This window comes from Frondihabitans sp. OV104 (genome assembly GCF_057787745.1).
Genome location: NZ_CM173541.1, coordinates 2,930,849 through 2,948,015, shown reverse-complemented (window position 1 = coordinate 2,948,015; position 17,167 = coordinate 2,930,849). Strand labels below are relative to the sequence as shown.

At 70.2% G+C, this 17,167-nt stretch carries 17 protein-coding genes; 4 read left to right on the top strand and 13 right to left on the bottom strand.

Features of this window, described 5'->3' with window-relative positions; genetic code table 11:
- Nucleotides 1–40: 40 nt before the first annotated feature.
- From AC3CBB_RS13805 to AC3CBB_RS13785, 5 genes are all read right to left on the bottom strand, one after another.
- A complete protein-coding gene (locus tag AC3CBB_RS13805) occupies nucleotides 41–481 on the bottom strand; it encodes a DUF6314 family protein (RefSeq protein WP_488625037.1) in 441 nt (146 codons plus the stop codon).
- Complete coding sequence (locus tag AC3CBB_RS13800; RefSeq protein ID WP_488625036.1) at nucleotides 478–1,704, bottom strand: ABC transporter permease; 1,227 nt, start codon at nucleotides 1,702–1,704, stop codon at nucleotides 478–480. Before AC3CBB_RS13800 ends, AC3CBB_RS13805 begins: the two co-directional genes overlap by 4 nt.
- Nucleotides 1,704–2,687 carry an ABC transporter ATP-binding protein gene (locus AC3CBB_RS13795; RefSeq protein WP_488625035.1) on the bottom strand — a complete coding sequence of 328 codons (984 nt, stop codon included), beginning with the start codon at nucleotides 2,685–2,687 and terminating at the stop codon, nucleotides 1,704–1,706. Before AC3CBB_RS13795 ends, AC3CBB_RS13800 begins: the two co-directional genes overlap by 1 nt.
- Nucleotides 2,688–2,752: 65 nt before the next feature.
- On the bottom strand, nucleotides 2,753–3,772 hold the full coding sequence (locus tag AC3CBB_RS13790) for a LacI family DNA-binding transcriptional regulator (protein ID WP_488625034.1): 1,020 nt from the start codon (nucleotides 3,770–3,772) through the stop codon (nucleotides 2,753–2,755).
- Between the two features lie 46 nt (nucleotides 3,773–3,818).
- Nucleotides 3,819–4,796, bottom strand: coding sequence for a hypothetical protein (locus AC3CBB_RS13785; RefSeq protein ID WP_488625033.1), 978 nt, complete (start codon nucleotides 4,794–4,796; stop codon nucleotides 3,819–3,821).
- A gap of 86 nt (nucleotides 4,797–4,882) precedes the next feature.
- On the opposite strand from AC3CBB_RS13785, the gene AC3CBB_RS13780 reads away from it, so the two are divergent.
- Nucleotides 4,883–6,181 carry an ATP-dependent DNA helicase gene (locus tag AC3CBB_RS13780; protein ID WP_123505936.1) on the top strand — a complete coding sequence of 433 codons (1,299 nt, stop codon included), beginning with the start codon at nucleotides 4,883–4,885 and terminating at the stop codon, nucleotides 6,179–6,181.
- A 76-nt stretch (nucleotides 6,182–6,257) separates the two neighbouring features.
- Here AC3CBB_RS13780 and AC3CBB_RS13775 read toward each other — a convergent pair whose 3' ends face one another.
- The 5 genes from AC3CBB_RS13775 to AC3CBB_RS13755 form a co-directional block, all read right to left on the bottom strand.
- Nucleotides 6,258–6,908, bottom strand: a complete 651-nt coding sequence (locus AC3CBB_RS13775; RefSeq protein ID WP_488625032.1) for a biliverdin-producing heme oxygenase — start codon at nucleotides 6,906–6,908, stop codon at nucleotides 6,258–6,260.
- 69 nt (nucleotides 6,909–6,977) lie between these two features.
- On the bottom strand, nucleotides 6,978–7,391 hold the full coding sequence (locus AC3CBB_RS13770; protein ID WP_488625031.1) for a DUF4383 domain-containing protein: 414 nt from the start codon (nucleotides 7,389–7,391) through the stop codon (nucleotides 6,978–6,980).
- A 45-nt stretch (nucleotides 7,392–7,436) separates the two neighbouring features.
- Entirely contained in the window at nucleotides 7,437–8,726 is a 1,290-nt protein-coding gene (locus tag AC3CBB_RS13765) for a chloride channel protein (protein WP_488625030.1), read from the bottom strand.
- Complete coding sequence (locus AC3CBB_RS13760) at nucleotides 8,723–9,709, bottom strand: hypothetical protein (protein ID WP_488625029.1); 987 nt, start codon at nucleotides 9,707–9,709, stop codon at nucleotides 8,723–8,725. The genes AC3CBB_RS13765 and AC3CBB_RS13760 overlap by 4 nt, the downstream gene beginning before the upstream one ends.
- 295 nt (nucleotides 9,710–10,004) lie before the next feature.
- A complete protein-coding gene (locus AC3CBB_RS13755) occupies nucleotides 10,005–10,484 on the bottom strand; it encodes a PaaI family thioesterase (protein ID WP_488625028.1) in 480 nt (159 codons plus the stop codon).
- Between the two features lie 188 nt (nucleotides 10,485–10,672).
- Here AC3CBB_RS13755 and AC3CBB_RS13750 point away from each other — a divergent pair, with 188 nt between their 5' ends.
- Nucleotides 10,673–11,686, top strand: coding sequence for a glycoside hydrolase family 6 protein (locus AC3CBB_RS13750; protein ID WP_488625027.1), 1,014 nt, complete (start codon nucleotides 10,673–10,675; stop codon nucleotides 11,684–11,686).
- A gap of 109 nt (nucleotides 11,687–11,795) precedes the next feature.
- Nucleotides 11,796–12,590, top strand: a complete 795-nt coding sequence (locus AC3CBB_RS13745; protein WP_488625026.1) for an oxygenase MpaB family protein — start codon at nucleotides 11,796–11,798, stop codon at nucleotides 12,588–12,590.
- On the opposite strand, the gene AC3CBB_RS13740 is transcribed toward AC3CBB_RS13745, so the two are convergent.
- The 3 genes from AC3CBB_RS13740 to AC3CBB_RS13730 all read right to left on the bottom strand — a co-directional run bounded on the left by AC3CBB_RS13740 (nucleotide 12,520) and on the right by AC3CBB_RS13730 (nucleotide 15,333).
- Complete coding sequence (locus tag AC3CBB_RS13740; protein ID WP_488625025.1) at nucleotides 12,520–13,443, bottom strand: ketopantoate reductase family protein; 924 nt, start codon at nucleotides 13,441–13,443, stop codon at nucleotides 12,520–12,522. The two genes, AC3CBB_RS13745 and AC3CBB_RS13740, sit on opposite strands and share 71 nt — an antisense overlap.
- A gap of 140 nt (nucleotides 13,444–13,583) precedes the next feature.
- Nucleotides 13,584–14,684 (bottom strand): ketopantoate reductase family protein, encoded by a 1,101-nt coding sequence (locus AC3CBB_RS13735; protein WP_488625024.1) that lies wholly within the window; start codon nucleotides 14,682–14,684, stop codon nucleotides 13,584–13,586.
- Nucleotides 14,685–14,727: 43 nt separating this feature from the next.
- Nucleotides 14,728–15,333: a helix-turn-helix domain-containing protein gene (locus tag AC3CBB_RS13730; RefSeq protein WP_199738234.1), complete on the bottom strand. Its 606-nt coding sequence runs from the start codon at nucleotides 15,331–15,333 to the stop codon at nucleotides 14,728–14,730.
- Nucleotides 15,334–15,545: 212 nt separating this feature from the next.
- Between AC3CBB_RS13730 and AC3CBB_RS13725 the strand changes: the two genes are divergently transcribed.
- On the top strand, nucleotides 15,546–17,165 hold the full coding sequence (locus AC3CBB_RS13725; RefSeq protein WP_488625023.1) for an NCS1 family nucleobase:cation symporter-1: 1,620 nt from the start codon (nucleotides 15,546–15,548) through the stop codon (nucleotides 17,163–17,165).
- The last annotated feature ends 2 nt before the right edge of the window (nucleotides 17,166–17,167 follow it).

The window sequence follows — 17,167 nt, the reverse complement described above, 5'->3', positions numbered from 1 at the left end:
CCTGATCGAAGCGGACCCCCTGTTCGGGGGTGATTGCACTCTACGCAGAAATCACGCGCACGTACCTCGTGTCGACGACGTAGTCCTTGGCGGGGCCCGTGGCCGCCCAGCGCATCGTCCACGAGGCGCCCCGGCCCGCCGCAGAGTCCGCATCCGCGCCGAGAGAGGTGTCGACGACGTGACCGCGGTAGAGGTCGGGCGCGCAGTCGTGCACGAGCGGCTCGTCGACCTGCCACGGGTGAAACGGTCGTCCGTCGGCGAACTCGACCCGCCAGCCGCTCTCGTCGGCCACGATTCGCCGCGTCTGCGCCACCGGCACAGGCCCCGTCGGCCCGTCGAGCGTTCCGGTCTCGACCCAGTCGACACCGTCGGGGCCCACCGTGAACACAGCCGTCCCGACCACCGGCATCCGCGACCCCGTCAGCCGGTCGTCGATGATCCTGTCGAACGCCCACTCGCCGAGCAGGTCGAGCGGCGTCACGCTTTTCGCGTCGACCGCAGGACCGACAGCGACACCTTCTTCGAGTACTCGACCGACCCGTACTGGAACAGCCGCACAGCCAGCCGCAGCACGATGATCCCGAGCACGAACTGCTCGACGATCAGGCCGATCGCCTCGACCGGCGACAGCGACGAGAAGCCGTTGCGGAGCATGCCGGTCACCGGCGCCGAGTACGGGAACCACGTGAACACCTGCACGATGAACGCGCTCGGATCGCTGACGATGAGCGTCACCGCGTAGAACGGCACGAAGATCAGCGCCATCATGATGCCGAAGATCTGGCCGGCCTCCTTGGCCGTCGGCATGATGGCGCCGACGGCGACGAGCGTGCCCGTGAACAGGGTGAAGCCGCCGATCAGCAGCAGTGCCCCGACGATCATCTGCCACGGGTCGAGCTGCAGGTTCGCGAGGTCGAACGACGGCAGGTTGAGTGACGACCGGAAGAACAGGTACCCGATCACGACCGGCAGCGCGAACACGAGCATCTGCACGATTCCGATGACGAACAGCGAGATCACCTTGCCGATGATCAGCGTCGTCGGGTTCAGCGTCGTCAGGATCATCTCCGTGACGCGGTTCTCCTTCTCCTCCAGCGTCGAGGTCAGCATCTGGTTGCCCAGCAGCAGGATCACGACGTAGAAGATCGCGAGGAACAGCAGCGGCGGGATCACCCCGGCGACGCCCGCCGAGACCCGCCCGCCCGAATCGTAGGTCGTCGCGTCGACCGGCAGGTCGCCCTGCACCAGCTTCGTCAGCGTGGTGTCGCCGACCTTCTCCTGGGCGCTCAGAGTCAGCACCTGCGTCGCCACCGACTTGTACTTGCCGTTGTCGAAGACCCCGGTGTCGACGCCGTAGACCTCGGTCGCCTGCTTCGCGGGATCAGCGGGGTACGAGAAGTACGCGTCGAGCGTCCCGTTCTTGACGGCGGCGATCGCGGCAGTCGGCGACGCGGCCTCCCTGCCGCCGAGCTTCTGCACCAGCGCGGGGTCGACGATTCCCGACGCGTCGGTGTACGAGAACGAGAACTTCTGGTCTTTCTGCGACGCCACGCTCGAATCGGTCGACGAGTTCGCGGCCACGATCAGCGCGACGACGATGCCGATGATCACGGGCACGATGAGCGTCGCGATCCAGAACCGCCGCTTCGACAGCGTGCGCCCGATCTCGAACGAGACGACGGTCGAGAGGTTGTGCCGCGCCATCAGGCGGCCTCGCCGCTGTGCCCGTGGGCGGCTTCGCCGTAGTGCCCGTGGGCGGCCTCGCCGCTGTGCCCGTCGGCGGCTTCGCCGTAGACCCTCAGGAAGATGTCGTCGAGGCTCAGCTTGCTCGTCTCGAACCCGCGCACCGTCAACCCGGCCTCGATGAGATCGCGCAGGATCCCGGCCTCGTCGACGCCCTCCATCACGGCGAGCTCCGCGTAGTTGCGCTCCCGCAGCGTCACCTCGTACTTGCCCGACGCGGGGATGTCGCCCGAGTAGCGCAGCCGCACCGTAGTGCCGCCGAACTGGTCTTGCACCTCGGGGATCGTGCCGTACGCCTCGGCGGTGCCGTTCTTCAGGAGGATCACGCGGTCGCAGAGCCGCTCGACCTCCTCCATCTGGTGCGTCACCATCAGCACGGTGGCCCCGGCCCGCTTCTGCTCCTCGATGATGTCCATCAGCAGCCGACGGTTGACCGGATCGAACCCCTTGGTCGGCTCGTCGAGGATCAGCAGCTCGGGCCCGTTCATGATCGTGACCCCCAGCTGCACCTTCTGCTGCTGGCCGCCCGACAGCTTGTCGAGCCGAGTCGTCGCCTTGTCGGCCAGGGCGACGCGCTCGAGGTACTCCAGCGACCAGCTGCGCGCCTCGGCCTTGCCGAGCCCCTTGAGCCGCCCGAAGTAGGTCATCACGTCGATGACCGACTCCTTCTTGTACAGCCCGCGTTCCTCCGGCAGGTAGCCCAGGCGGGATCCCTGCTCGGGTGAGAACGGCCGCCCGTCGATGTGGAGCACCCCGCCCGTCGGCTGGTAGATGCCCAGCAGCGCGCGGATGGTGGTCGTCTTGCCCGATCCGTTGGAGCCCAGAAATCCGAACGTCTCACCCGCCCGAATATCGAACGAGAGGTCGTGGATGACGGTGGTTCGCCCGAAATCCATCCGGAAGTTCTGGATGCGGACGATCGGCTCGGTCGTTCCCTGATCCATGGCCGACACCCTACTGGAGGCCGCCGACACCTGCCAGCAGGCGAAACCGGCGCAGGAACTCGGGTCTACCGCCAGTCCACTCCGGGCCCCGCCTCGCCGGACCCCCGCGGCACGAGGCGCACCGGCAGCACCAGCTCGTCACCCCGCGGGGTGCGCGAGGCGAGCGTCTCTAGGGCCAGGCGGGCCGCGCGGGCTCCCATGTCGACGGGGTCGTGCGAGACCACCGTCACGCCGAGCACATCGGCGAGGTCGAAGTCGTCGAAGCCGACGAGCGCCGGAGCCGTCGAAAGGCCCCGGAAGGCGGTGAGCGCGCCGATGGTGACGCGGTTGTTGCTGGTGAACAGGGCCGTCGGCGGGTGGGGGAGCGACAGGAGCTCGCGCGCGGCGTTCCGGCCCCCGGCGGCGTCGTGGAGATCTTCGCGGACGAGTTCGCGAGCTGAAGTTCCTGCGCCCGAGGCCACCGCGTCGAGGTACCCGTCGAGCCGCTGCTGGTGGGTGGGAAGCCGGGAGTAGTCGCCGATGAAGCCGATGCGGGTGTGGCCGTGGGCGATGAGGTGCTCGACGGCCATGCGGGCGCCGGCGCGGTTGTCGAGCACGACGCTGTCGGCAGTGAGGTCGGTCGAGGGGCGGTCGACGAAGATGACGGGGATGCCGCGCTCCTGAGCCTGGCCGAGGGCGTCGCTCGACTCGAGGGTGGAGACGACGATGAGGGCTCGGACCTGGCGGGCGACCATCTCGTCGACGAGGACGCGCTCGCGGTCGCCGCTCTCGTCGGTGGACGAGATGACGAGCTGGAGGCCCTCGTCCCGGAGCTCGCGCTCGACGCCCTTGGCCAGCGCCGAGTAGAAGGGGTTGCCCAGGTCGCCGGTCACCAGGCCGATGAAGCTCGAGCGGATGCCGCGCTTGAGCAGCGACGCCATGCTGTTGAGCTGGAAGCCGAGCTCGCCCGCGGCCGTCATCACCTTCTTGCGCGTGGCTTCCGCGACGTGCGGCTCCCCGTTGATGGCGCGGGACGCCGTCTTCAGGCTGACGCCCGCCCGCTCGGCGACGTCGACGAGCGTCGCGGGAGTCTGGGGGATCGGCACGGCGCTCCTGGGTCGGGTGAGTCGATTATGTCAGCGCTGGCGTCCGTCAGCGCGGGGTGATCGTCAGGTTGTTGTCGGAGCCGATGGTGACGAGGTACCCGACGTCGAAGGGGACGTCCTCGTCGATGTCGTAGGCCTGGCCGTCGAAGAGCGACTGGGCCTCGACCTCGAGATGGGCGCGGCCGGCCGCGCGCTTGACGATCCAGACGCCCGACGTCTTCGTCGGCTTCAGCGCCACGGGCGGGTAGGCGGTCATCGACCACGTCGGCGTGGAGGTGACGCGGTCGTCGACCTCCTTGCCGAACGGGCAGCCGGCGGGGAAGAGCACCTTCTGCGAGACGCACGTCGTGCGCAGGTACTTGGTGACGTCGCGGCGGACGCCGTCGGTGAAGCTCTTGCGGGGCTCGACGTCGACCGTGCCCTTGGCGACGGCGCCGGGAGCGGCGGCCACGACGGTCGTCTGATCGGCCGAGAGGTAGGTCGTGTCGTGGGTCAGATCGAAGACCGCCGGTGCGAGGACCGTGTAGCGGGTCGCGATGTCGGACCCCTCCGCCTTCACATCGACGCCGTTGGCGGTGAAGCGCGGGTCGTGCTCGGGCGTGACATCGAGGAACGCCGTCGGCGTGGTCCGGAAGCCCCACGCCGTGAAGAGCCCGCCGAAGGCGCCCGTCGGCGCGACGTCGTACACGGCCTCGTGGCGCGTTCCGTCGAGGAGGAAGCTCGCCGTGACGCGGTCGCCCTTCGCCGTCGTGGAGATGTCGTCGATCCGGCCGTCTTCCGGGATGGTCAGGAGCACGTCGTCGGCCGACGGGGTCACGCCGGCGAGGCCGAGCGCGCTCGCCGTGTCGCCGCGGTCGAGGGCGTGCAGGTAGCCGCGGACGAATCCCGACGCGCTGTAGACCGTCGAGTTGAGGATCGCCACCGTCACGACGAAGGCGATCGCGATCCCGACGAGGAGCCCGCCGTAGAGGAGGGCGGCCCGTGTTCTCGCGGATCGCCGCGCGCTCCCCACAGGCACAGACATTTCCACATCCTAACTTCGGCTAGCCGGGTGACCCGTCCGCGACCGGTAGATTGGATGACCCGGGCCGGTCGACGAAAGGGGTGCTCGTGGCTCCAGAGCTGTCGCCCGAGCAGGCCGCCGTCTACGACGCGATCGAGAACACCCGGGAGCACATCTTTGTCACCGGGCGGGCCGGCACCGGCAAGTCGACGCTGCTCAACCACCTGTCGTGGAACACCTCGAAACAGGTCGTCGTCTGCGCGCCCACGGGCGTCGCCGCCCTCAACGTCGGCGGGCAGACCATCCACTCGCTCTTCCGGCTGCCGATCGGGCTCATCGCCGACCACGACATCGACCAGAACTCCGAGCTGCGCAAGCTGCTCAACACCATCGACACGCTCGTCATCGATGAGGTCTCGATGGTGAACGCCGATCTCCTCGACGCGATCGACCGGTCGCTCCGCAAGGCTCGTCAGCGCAAGAGCGAGCCGTTCGGCGGCGTGCAGGTCGTCCTGTTCGGCGACCCGTACCAGCTGCCGCCCGTACCCGGCGACCCGGAGGAGCGCGCGTACTTCAAAGACCACTATCGGTCGATGTGGTTCTTCGACGCCCACGTCTGGGAGGAGGCGACGCTCCGAATCCTCGAGCTCGCCTTCATCCACCGGCAGAGCGATGCCGGCTTCAAGGAGATGCTGAACGCCGTCCGCCACGGTCGCGTCACCGCCGAGATCGCGAACGCGCTGAACACTGCCGGGGCCCGGCCCGTGCCCACCGACGGCACGATCACGCTCGCTACCCGCAACGACACCGTCAACCGCATCAACAAGCTCGAGCTGTCGCGCCTGGCCGGCGGGGTGAAGACGGCGAAAGCCGAGGTGACCGGCGATTTCGGCGGGCGCACGTTCCCGGCCGACGAGGCGCTCGAGCTGAAGGTGGGGGCGCAGGTGATGTTCCTCCGCAACGACTCCGACCAGCGCTGGGTCAACGGCTCGGTCGGCGTGGTCACCAAGATCCGCGACACCGTGTTCGTCGAGCTCGACGGCGAAGAGGTCGAGGTGCAGCCGGCCGTCTGGGAGAAGTACAAGTACACCTACTCCGAGACGACGAAAGAGCTGAAGAAAGACATCGTCGCCGAGTTCCAGCAGTTTCCGCTGCGGCTCGCGTGGGCTGTGACGATCCACAAGTCGCAGGGCAAGACGTACGACCAGGCCATCGTCGACCTCGGTACCCGAGTGTTCAGTGCCGGCCAGACGTACGTGGCACTCAGCAGGATCACGTCACTCGAGGGCCTCTACCTCTCACGGCCCCTGCGACCCGCCGACATCATCGTCGATCTGGACGTGAGGCGCTTCATGTCGCAGGCGACCCGAGTTCCTGCGATTCAGGCTGCGACGGTGGGGTCGTAGGGGCTGCGGGCCTGCCGGACTCCGCTGCGCTTCGCGTCGACGCGCTGCGGTTCGCGTCGCTGTGCGGCGATTCGGGCTATGCCGCGGTTCGCGGCGCGGAGAGCTCGCCGAAGAGGTCTTCGGTCAGGCGGTAGGCGACGCCGACCTCGTCGATGACGCGCTCGCGCTCGTCGTCCGTCCAGCCGACCGAGTCGAGCTGGGCCCGGTAGGTCGACTTGAACTCCTTCGGGCGGGCGATGCCGGCGTAGAGGTAGAAGCCCACTCCGTTCGTCTCGAAGCCGAACTGGCGCTGCATGATCTGGCGGATGATCGCGCAGCCCGACAGGTCGCCGAGATAGCGCGTGTAGTGGTGGGCGACGAAGCCGCCGGTGGAGGTGGCGGCGACGGTGTCGATCCGGTCGACGTAGCGGAGGGTCGTCGGCATCGGGGCGACGCGCGACTCCCAGTCGTCGCCGATCAGGAAGCGGAGGTCTTCGCGGATCGCCGGGAGCCGGGTCAGGGCCGGCGACATGAATGCCGCAGCGACCGGGTCGGACTGCCGGGCCTCGGCCGCGCGCTCGAGGGCGCGGTACACGAAGTAGTTCTGCTCGAGCATCGCGATGTAGTCGTCGCGCGAGCCGTGGCCGCTCAGCAGCGCCGACATGAAGAGCTCGCTCGCCGCGGGAGTCGATCGTGGCCGTGAACCGCGCTCGCGCAGGACCTGCGAGAAGGGGACGACTGCGTGCATGCGGCGCCTCTCGGTCGCGGTTAGGTGACCCTAACTCTAACGGCGGAGGCCGCGAATCGCCAGGGCTCGCTACGCGAGTTTCGGAGCCTTGAGGATCACCTTGTCGGTCGTGAGGCCGAAGGCGACCAGCAGGAGCCCGGCGAAGAGGTGCAGCAGGTTGTCGGGGGTGTTGAGTGCGAAGATGTTGGCGCCTGTGTGCGCGATGCCGAAGCCGACGAGTGAGAAGACGACGAGAGCAGCGCCGAGGACGACGGTGGCGAGCTTCGCCGGGAGGACGCCGCCGAGGCCCGCCAGCAGCAGCGCGGCGCCGACCAGGACGTGGATCGTGCTGAGGGCCGCATTGACTCCGAAGAGGCCGATCAGGACCGCACCCTCGGCCGTGGCGAACGGGAGCGGGGTCGCCACGAAGAAGCCGAACAGGCCGATGACCAGGAAGACGATGCCGATGATCGTGCTCAGGAGCCGATTGGGGGAGTGGATCATGTCGAGGTGCCTCCTAGCGAATGCGTGCCCCCAGCCTAGTTGGACCTACGCCACGCCCTCGCCACGGGGCGTCTTCCACAGCTGACGGCGGGTGATCATGTAGCCGATCGTCATCGAGCCGGCGATCGCGAGGAGGGCCGGCACCAGGATCGCCTGGCCCTGGCCGGTGAACTCGACGACCAGGACGAGCGCCGTCAGCGGCGCCCGCATGCTCGCCGCGAGGAAGGATGCCGCGGCCACGAACGCGAAGGCCGCGATGCCGCTGCCGGGCCAGATGAGCAGCCAGAGTCCGCCGAGCACGGCGCCGAGCCCGCTGCCGAGGGCGAGCGACGGGGTCAGGGTGCCGCCGGCCGCCCCGGCGCCGATCGTGCCGACGGTCGAGATGAGCTTGAGCAGCACGATGATCAGGATGAAGAGGAGCGGAGCCGCGCCGAGGGTCGCACCGTCGAGGTTCGCGCCGCCGTCGAACCCGAGCTGGCCGAGCGCGCGGCCGTTGCCGAGGATCTGCGGAAACCAGATCGACAAGACGCCCACCGCCGTGAACACCGCCGGCATGACGATGAGGATGCCCCAGCTCTTCGGTCGGCGCTCCCCCGCCTTCTTCGCCAGGACGACGAAGCCGAGAGCCGCGAACCCCATGACGGGCCCGGCGATGATCGACCAGACGATGAGGGAAGGGCTCAGCTCGAGGTGGGGGACGCTGTAGAGCGGGGCGGCGCTGGTGACCAGTCTGGCCACGATCGCCGCGATGGCCGATGTCGCGATCGCCGGCACGACGGTCGCCAGGGTGAGCTCGGCGAGGAGGATCTCGACCGCGAAGACGGCACCGCCGAGTGGCACGTCGTAGACCGCGGCCAGACCGGCGCCGGCGCCGCAGGCCACCAGGATCCTGGTCTCGCGAAAAGTGACACCGGTCTTGCGGGTTATCCACTGGGCCGCGAGCGCTGCCAGCTCCCGCGGGGCGACCTCGCGGCCGATGCTCGCGCCGAGTCCGACGATGACGATCTGCAGGGCGATGTTGCCGAGGGACGACCAGAAGGGCATCCGCTCGCCCTTCACGGCGGCCTCGACCGACACCACCTTCCGGCCCCAGCGGCGGACAGCCCACCAGCCGAACCCGCCGATGACGCCGGCGACGAACAGCGCCAGGACGCGCAGGCCGTTGCTCGGGGTCGGCAGCTGGTCGAGGAAGTCGCCCTCGCCGAACCCGTAGACCAGGTGCTCCAGGCCGTGCAGGAGGAAGCTCACGACGAGACCGCTCAGGCCGCTCCCGATGCCGACCAGGATCGTCACGAAAGTCAGTCGGGCGAGCCACTTCATGGGGGGATGCGTCACCCGACGATCGTAGCGATGCGCGGGAAGGGCCTCCGCGCGAGGCCGCGCGTCGGCAATTCAGGCGCGGTGCGCCGCCGCGGCGCCGGCAGGCGCCACAGGCGCGGCGCGCGCCGCGCCGGCCGCGGCACCGCGCCTGAGTTGCCGACGGCAGCACGGCCCCGCCGGTGCGCCGCGACGGCGGTCCGCACCGCCAGCGCCACGCGGTCCCACACCTCCACGAGCATCCGGTAGCTGAACCTGACCGGAGTCCGCCCCTCGATGACGATCGCGAGGTCCTTCCGGCGGTCCTTCTCGAACCGCGACTCGTGGAACTCGCGCCCGTCCACCTCGATCCCGACGACCCCGTCGACGACGAGGTCGATCGCCTTGTTCCCGTCGACGGCGACCTGGGTCTCGACCGTGTGGCCGAGCTTGCGCAACCGGGTCCGCGCGATGCTCTCGGGAAAGCTGCCGCACTTCGGGTCGACCCAGTCCGCGATCGAGCGGACGTCCTGCGGCAGAGCCTCCAGCAGCTGCGGCACCTCGTCGACGTCGAGGTGCCTCTCGGAGAGCGCCCAGTCGAGCACCGCCACCGCCTCCTCGAACGCGAGGTCGAGCACGGCCTGGCGGAGCGCATCGCGGAGGCCGACTGACATGAGGTCGCCGCGCCCGCCGACCTCGGGGGAGTCCCACACGACCCGGACCCCCTTCCGCCGCCGCAGCCGACTCGCATTCGCCGGCACCGACACGGTGACCGGCGGCTCGCCCCACATCCACGCCCCCCAAATCCGCAGCGCCGAGGCGCCCGTCAGGCGCCCACCGACCTGCACGGCCACGAACCGCGGATCGGACTTCGCGAACGTCGTATACCACCCCCGCCGCGCCCGCCTGACGTGACCGTGGCGCACTGCCCACGTCAGGTCGCGGTCGGTGGCGCCGAGGGCCACGAGGTGGTTCTTGTGCAGGATGCCGCCCCTCTGGGCGACCAGTTCGCTGATGATCATGCCGTCGAGGTTCGCGATTCGGGCGGGCCCGGTGGGGTGCTGCGGCCCATCTGTGGAGGGGCGACCGGAGGCGGCCGGCTGTGGAGAGATGGTCGGGCGTCGGCAACTCAGGGGCGGTGCGCAGCGGCGGGCCGCCCCGGGGCGAGCCCGACGGCCGCTCGGCGCACCGGGCCTGAGTTGCCGACGGCGGCGGTGCGGGACGGCGACGGCGCGGGGAGGCGGCGGTGCGGGACGGCGGCGGCGCCGGGAGGGTGGCGCCGCGGGCTGCCCCGGGGCCGCGGCCGCGCAGCGGCCCCTACAGCACGAGACAGGTCGAGGTCGCCGTCGCCAGCAGCCGCCCCGACCCGTCGACGATCTCGCTCCGCGCCGTCGCGGTCCGCCGCCCGACGTGGTCGGTCACCGCCGTGATGGTGACGTCCCCGAGGTCTGCGGTGATGGGCCGGAGGTACCGCACCTGCAGATCGAGCGTCGTCAGGCTCTGCCCGGGAGCCAGCCGCGTCTGCACGGCATAGCCGATCGACGTGTCGGCCCAGGTCGCGATGACCCCGCCGTGCACCGACGCGATCGCGTTGTACTCAAACTCCGCCGGGTGCGCGACCAGCACGACGCGCCCCTCGCTCGCCTCGACCAGCTCGAACTGGAGCGTGTGCGCGATCGGCGGCTGCGGGATCCCCCCGGCGATCATCCGGCGCAGGAACTCGACCCCGCTCGTCAACGGCGCCGCCGCCGCGATCTCGGCGGGGTCGGTCCAGGAGTAGTCGCGTCGTCGTTCCACCCGTCGACCCTACGAGGCGGATCGCCGATCGGACCGAAGGGTACGGAGCGGCTGTCAGCTTCGTGTCCCCCAAAATGCCGCTACAGCCCAGCCAGCGCACATGTTGAGATTGCTTCGCGTCATTCGGACCGCCCCGCACCTCCGCCCTCCGCGTCTCTCGACGTGCGCTCCAGGATCAGGACCCACGCATGCCCAAAACGCACCAGATCGCTGCCGTAGTCGCCCTGGCGGCGCTCGTCCTGGCCTCGCCGCTCGAAGCGAGCGCTGCCAGCGCGACCACCTCCACGAAGGCCAGCGCCACGACCCAAGCCGCCTCGATCGCCGCGGCCACGAACAGGTCGCTCTTCGACGGCGGCCTCTACGTACAGAAGGAGAGCTTCGCCGCCAAGCGCGCGGCCGAGCTCAGCGCGGCGGGCAAGGCGACCGACGCCGCCTCGGCCGCCTACATCGCCAAGCGCCCGGTCGCCATCTGGCTCGGCGACTGGTACACCGGCGACAAGCTCGCCGCGTACGTGAAGAAGAACGTCGAGGCCGCCGACCAGGCCGGAAAGACCGCGGTCTTCGTCACCTACGCGATCCCCGGCCGCGACTGCGGCGGCTACTCGGCCGGCGGGCTCACCCCGGCGGCCTACGCCAGCTGGAACTCCACGATCGCGTCCACGCTCAAGGGCCACAACGCCGTCGTGCTCGTCGAGCCGGACTCCCTCGGCCAGACCACGACCTGCGCCAGCCTCGGTTCGGAGCGCTTCACCCAGCTGAAGTCGGCGGTCGAGACCTTCGCCGCCGACGGCATCCCCGCGTATCTCGACGGCGGAAACTCCCGCTGGCTCAAGCCGCAGCAGGTGGCGGACCTCCTCGACAAGGCCGGTATCCAGTACGGGCGGGGTTTCTACACGAACGTCTCGAACTACGTCGGAGTCGACGAGGAGCGCGCCTACGCCTCCTCCGTCTCGAAGCTCACGAACGGCACGCACTACGTCATCGACGTGTCGCGCAACGGCCGCGGCTGGAAGGGCACCTGGTGCAACGCTCCGGGCGCGGGCCTCGGCCAGGACCCCCACGTCACGGCGGGCAGCACCGGCCTCGACGCCCTCCTCTGGGTCAAGACGCCCGGCGCCAGCGACGGCACCTGCAACGGAGGCCCCGCCGCCGGCAAGTGGTTCGCCAGCTACGCCAACGCCCTGGTCAAGCTCAAGAAGTAGACGCGGCGAAGCTCAAAGAGCAGACCCAGCGAAGCCCGAGAAGAAAGCGCAGCGAAGCCCGAGAAGAAAGCGCAGCGAAGCTCCAGAACCCGACCGGTATCGTGCGCCTATGCGCATCGACCCGCCCAGTGAGGCCGTCATCCTCGCCGGAGCAGGCCGGGCCATCCTCCTCCAGCTGGCCCGCCCGGAGGTCGGCCGCGGCGTCGCCGACCACAGCGATTTCGCGAGCAACCCGATGGGGCGGCTGCATGGCACGCTGATGTACGTCTACGCAGTGATGTGCGGCACCGACGCCGACCGCCGCGCCGCCTCGGCCTACGTCGACCGCAGGCACGACCCCGTCCACGGCGACGCCTACGACGCCCACGACCCGGAGCTCCAGCTCTGGGTCGCCGCGACCCTGTACGACACGGCCGTGCTCGTCCACGACCGCGTGCTCGGGCACCTCCCGGAGGGGGCGGCGGACGCCCTGTTCGCCCGGTACGCGGGGCTCGGGACGGCCTTGCGAGTTCCTGCGTCGATGTGGCCTTCGTCGCGCGCGGAATTCAGGACGTACTGGGCCGCCCGGGTGGCCGAGCTGACGGTGTCGCCGGCGATCCGCGCGCAGGCCGACGCGCTCTGGAGGGCCGAGCGGGCGCCGCGGTGGGTGCGTCTGCTGATGCCGTTCAACCGCTGGATGACCGCGGGGCTTCTGCCCGAGACGGTGCGCGACGCCTACGGGCTCACCTGGAGTCGCGCCGACCAGCGCCGCCTCCACCGGCTCTGGCGCGTCGTCGCGGCCGTGTACCCGCGGCTGCCGGGCGGGGTCCGGACCTGGCCCGAGCGCTACTACCTCAGGAGGCTGCGCGCCCTCGCCGGTACACCTCGAGCGCCGCATCCGCCGCAGCGAGCAGCGGGACGCTGACGCCGAGCCCGTCGGCCCGCGCGACCAGGTCGCCGAGGATCTGCTCCGCCTCGACCTCGCCGCCCGCCGCCTGGTCGCGGTAGAGCGACGTCGTGAAGTCGCTGCCCGCCGCGGTCAGCGTCCGCTCGGCGCTCGCGCGCGCCTTCGCCGACGGCTCGTGCCCCGCCGCCGCGGCCACGGACGCGCACTCCGCCACGATCGCGAGAGCCGTCCGCGTGCCGTTCGGCGCGGCCGCGATGGCGCCGACGTCGCCGCCGAGGAGGGTGGTCAGGGCGCCGCCGGCCGCGAGCACGAACCACTTCTCCCACAGCGCCTGCAGGATGCCGTCGGGCCCGGAGCGCGCCCGCGCGTCGAACCCGGCGCCCGTGAGGGCGGCGTCGACAGCGTCGATCCGCGGCGTCGGAGTGCCGTCGAGCTCCCCGTACATGACGGTCTGGAGGGGGCCGAGCTGCCGCACCGTGCCGCCGTCGAGGTGAGTCGCGACGAAGCAGAGGCCGCCGACGACCCGGTCGCCGAACCGCGCCTGCAGCAGGTCGAGGTGCCGCATGCCGTTCAGCAGCGGCACGATCGTCGTCGTCGGGCCGACGGCGGGCGCGAAGTCGTCGATCGCGGCCTCGAGCCCGAACGACTTCACCGTCACGAGCACGAGGTCGTAGGTCCCGTGGAGCGCATCGGCCGTCGTCGCCCGCACATCGATGCGCAGGGTGCGGTCGAGCTGCTCGATCACCAGCCCCGAGCGCAGGAACTCGAGACGGCCGGGCCGCACCAGAAAGGTGACGTCCCTGCCCGCTTGCGCAAGCAGGCCGCCGAAATAGCCGCCGACGGCACCCGCGCCCACCACCAGAATCCGCATGGGGCAACGGTAGCGGTCGGCAACTCAGGGGCGGTGCGCGGCGGCGGGCCGCAGGTCGGGCCCCGTCGGCCCGGCAGCGCGCACCGGGCCTGAGTTCTCGACGGCGGGCCGGCGCGCGGCGGCGCCGCAGCCGCGGGCGGCTACCGCGCCGCGACGCGTTCGAGCAGCTCGCGCAGCCGCTCGACGCTCATCGCCCCGTCGGCCGAGCGCGCCAGCCGCTGCACCTCGGCGTTGAGGGGCGCGTCGAGGCCGTGGCTGCGGGCCAGGAGAGCGATCTCGCCGTTCAGGTAGTCGGTCTCGATCGAGCCTCCGCGCTGGACGCTCTGCCACGACGACCCGCCGAGCTCGCCGGTGCCGGGGACCGGCCGCAGGTCGAACGCGTTCCCCCGGCGAGCCGCCTCGTCATCGTCGCTCGGCCAGGTGATCCCGAGCGCGCGGTAGACGGCCTCCGCCTCCGACCTCAGGTCGTCGTAGATGTCGGGTGCGGCGTCCGGCCCGAGGAGGGCCTGGAGGGCGTTGCCCAGGTTCGACAGGAGCTTGCGGTGCTTCCACGCCAGGACGTCGTCGTCGAGGAAGATGCGGAAGGTGGCGTCCTGCCAGTCGCGTTGGAGCTCGAGGAGCAGCGGATCAGCGGCGGCACCGCCGCCCGAGGAGCCGGCACCGCCGCCCGAGGAGCCGGCACCGCCGCCCGTGGAGCTCGAGCCGGCACCGCCGCCCGACGACCCGGAGCCGCCCAGCGAGGCGCCGCCAAACGCCGGCCCCACGATGAACGTCCCGCTCGACGGCGCGATGCGGACGATGACCTCGCCAGGCACGAGGTGGACACCGGGGAGCCACACGCAGACGGCATAGACCCGGTCGAAGTAGCGGGCGGCGATGCGCTCGCCCTCGATGCCGTTGAGCGCGATGAACGCCGGGAGCAGCGCCCCCGCGGTCCCGATCGGGCGGCCGTCGACGTACACGGGCTCGTCGACCCACTCCCGGACGGCCGCGTCGAGCGACTGCGTCTTGGTGGCGAAGACCAGCACGTCGTCGACCCGGAGGTGCACGCCTGCGGGCTCCGACGCGACGGGGACGCGCACGACGGTGTCGTCGTCGGGCGAGCGGAGCCGCATGCCCGCCGAGGCGATCACGTCGCCGTGCTCACCGCGGGCGATCAGCAGCGGCGACTTCCCGTGCTGGGCGAGCCGCGCACCCAGCACCCCTCCGATGGCTCCGGCGCCGATGATCACGTATCGCATGGCCCCACCTAACCAAAGGCCCCTGCGAACACGACAGGCCCGCCTAGCGCCGCGAGTGAACGATGACCCACGTGGCGACGGCGTCCACCGAGCCGTAGTTGCCCATGCGGTGCGGCACCTCGCACGGGAAGCGGATCGAGTCGCCGGCGCGCATCACGACGCGCTCGTCGGCGAAGTCGATGGTGAGCTCGCCGGAGGTCACGGTGCCGACCTCGTAGCCCTCGTGCGTGATCAGGGAGCCCATGTCGGTGGCGACGGCTCCGGCGGGGTAGGTCGACTCGAAGAAGTCGACGCCGGCGGTGTGCGCGGGCGACAGGCGGCGGAAGACCACGCCGGTGCCGAGGGTCACGGGGTGCGTGGCACCCGCACGGGCGAGGACGTACCCGACGGGCATCTCGGCGCGATCGGCGGCCGGCTCTTCGGCGGCGTCGAACACGTCGGCGAGGGGGCGGCCGAGCACCTGCACGATCGCGAGGAGCCGCGACACCGAGGGGCGCCTGACGCCGCGTTCGATCTGCGAGACGGCGCTCGAGGAGATCCCCAGCGCCTCGGCCATCTCGCGGAGCGTCAGGCCGGAATCGGTGCGGAGCGTCCGCAGCCGGGCTCCGAGCACGACCGCGTCGAGCTCGCTGGCGACGGCCTCGGTCACGTCGCGCCTCCAGGACTGCACAAGAACAAGAACAGGGAAGCACGTGAAGCAATCGCTGTCACATGCTTGTTACACAGACGAAACCTGCGCGTTCGCGTGAAGCAATAGGTTCACTCATCAGAACGAATCACGGGAACGCCTGCCGGCCACGCGCCGGGATCACCAGCTCGTCTCATCTGCCCACGAGGGTATCAGCCACCCAGGAGAGTGCCATGGCATCGAACATCGCTCCGCCCACCTCGACCACCGACCCCCGCGAGGAGGCCAACCGCGCCGCCACGCTGACCGGTCCGCACGACATCGTCGAGGCGGCCGGCCACCCGGTCGGCGGCGGACTCGTCAAAGACCACTACGACCCCCGCCTCACCAACGAGGACCTCGCGCCCCTCCGCAAGCAGACCTGGGGCGGCTACAACTTCTTCGCGTTCTGGATGTCGGACGTCCACTCGGTCGGCGGCTACGTCACCGCGGGAAGCCTGTTCGCGCTCGGCATCGCCAGCTGGCAGGTGCTCATCTCGCTCGTGGTCGGCATCATGATCGTCATGGTCTTCGCCAACCTCGTCGCGAAGCCCAGCCAGCGCACCGGCGTCCCGTACCCGGTCATCAACCGGGCCGTCTTCGGCGTGCTCGGCGCGAACATCCCGGCCATCATCCGCGGCCTGATCGCGACGGCCTGGTACGGCGTCCAGACCTACCTCGCCGCCCAGTCGCTGAACATCATCTTCCTGAAGTTCATCCCGGCGTCGTCCGCGCTGCTCGACCACTCCTTCCTCGGCCTGAGCGCCCTCGGCTACATCTCGTACGCCATCCTCTGGGTCGCGCAGGCAGCCCTGTTCTGGCGGGGCATGGAGACGATCCGCAAGTTCATCGACTTCGCCGGACCAGCCGTCTACGTCATCATGATCGCGCTCGCGGTCTACCTCGTCGCCACCGCCGGCTGGGGCAACATCAGCCTCAACCTCTCCTCCGGGCCGCCGATGTCGCTCGCCGCAGCCATCCCCGTCATGATCTCCGCCGTCGCGATCGTCGTCAGCTACTTCTCGGGCCCGATGCTCAACTTCGGCGACTTCTCGCGCTACGGCAAGTCGTTCAAGTCGGTCAAGAAGGGCAACTGGCTCGGCCTCCCGCTCAACTTCCTGTTCTTCTCAGTCCTCACCGTGCTCTGCGCGTCGGCGACCGTCCCGGTCTTCGGCAAGCTCATCACCGACCCGATCGAGACCGTCCAGGCCATCGGCGCCCCCTTCGCGATCCTCCTCGGCGGACTCACCTTCGTCACCGCGACCGTCGGCATCAACATCGTCGCCAACTTCATCTCGCCGGCCTTCGACTTCTCGAACGTGTCGCCGCAGAAGATCTCGTGGCGCATGGGCGGCATGATCGCAGCAGTCGGCTCCGTCCTCCTCACCCCCTGGAACTGGTACAGCAACCCCCAGGCGATCCAGTACACGCTGGGCATCCTGGGCGCCCTCATCGGCCCGCTGTTCGGCCTCCTCATCGCCGGCTACTACCTCGTCGCCAAGCAGCGCATCGCCGTCGACGACATGTTCACGATGGAGCCGACCGGCCGCTACTGGTACAAGAGGGGCTTCAATCCGAACGCCGTCTGGACCATGGTCATCGCCGGGATCATCTCCGTCGCAGCCGCCCTCGTCCCGTCCATCGTGAAAGACCTCGGCGGCGTCGACTTCACCTGGCTCGGCAACTACGGATGGTTCATCGGCTGCGCCCTCGGCCTCGCCATCTTCTGGGCGTTCGAGACCGTGAACCCGCGCATGCCCGAGCTGTCCGCCGACGACTCCACCGTCAGCGACGGAAACCTCGAGACGGACTGACC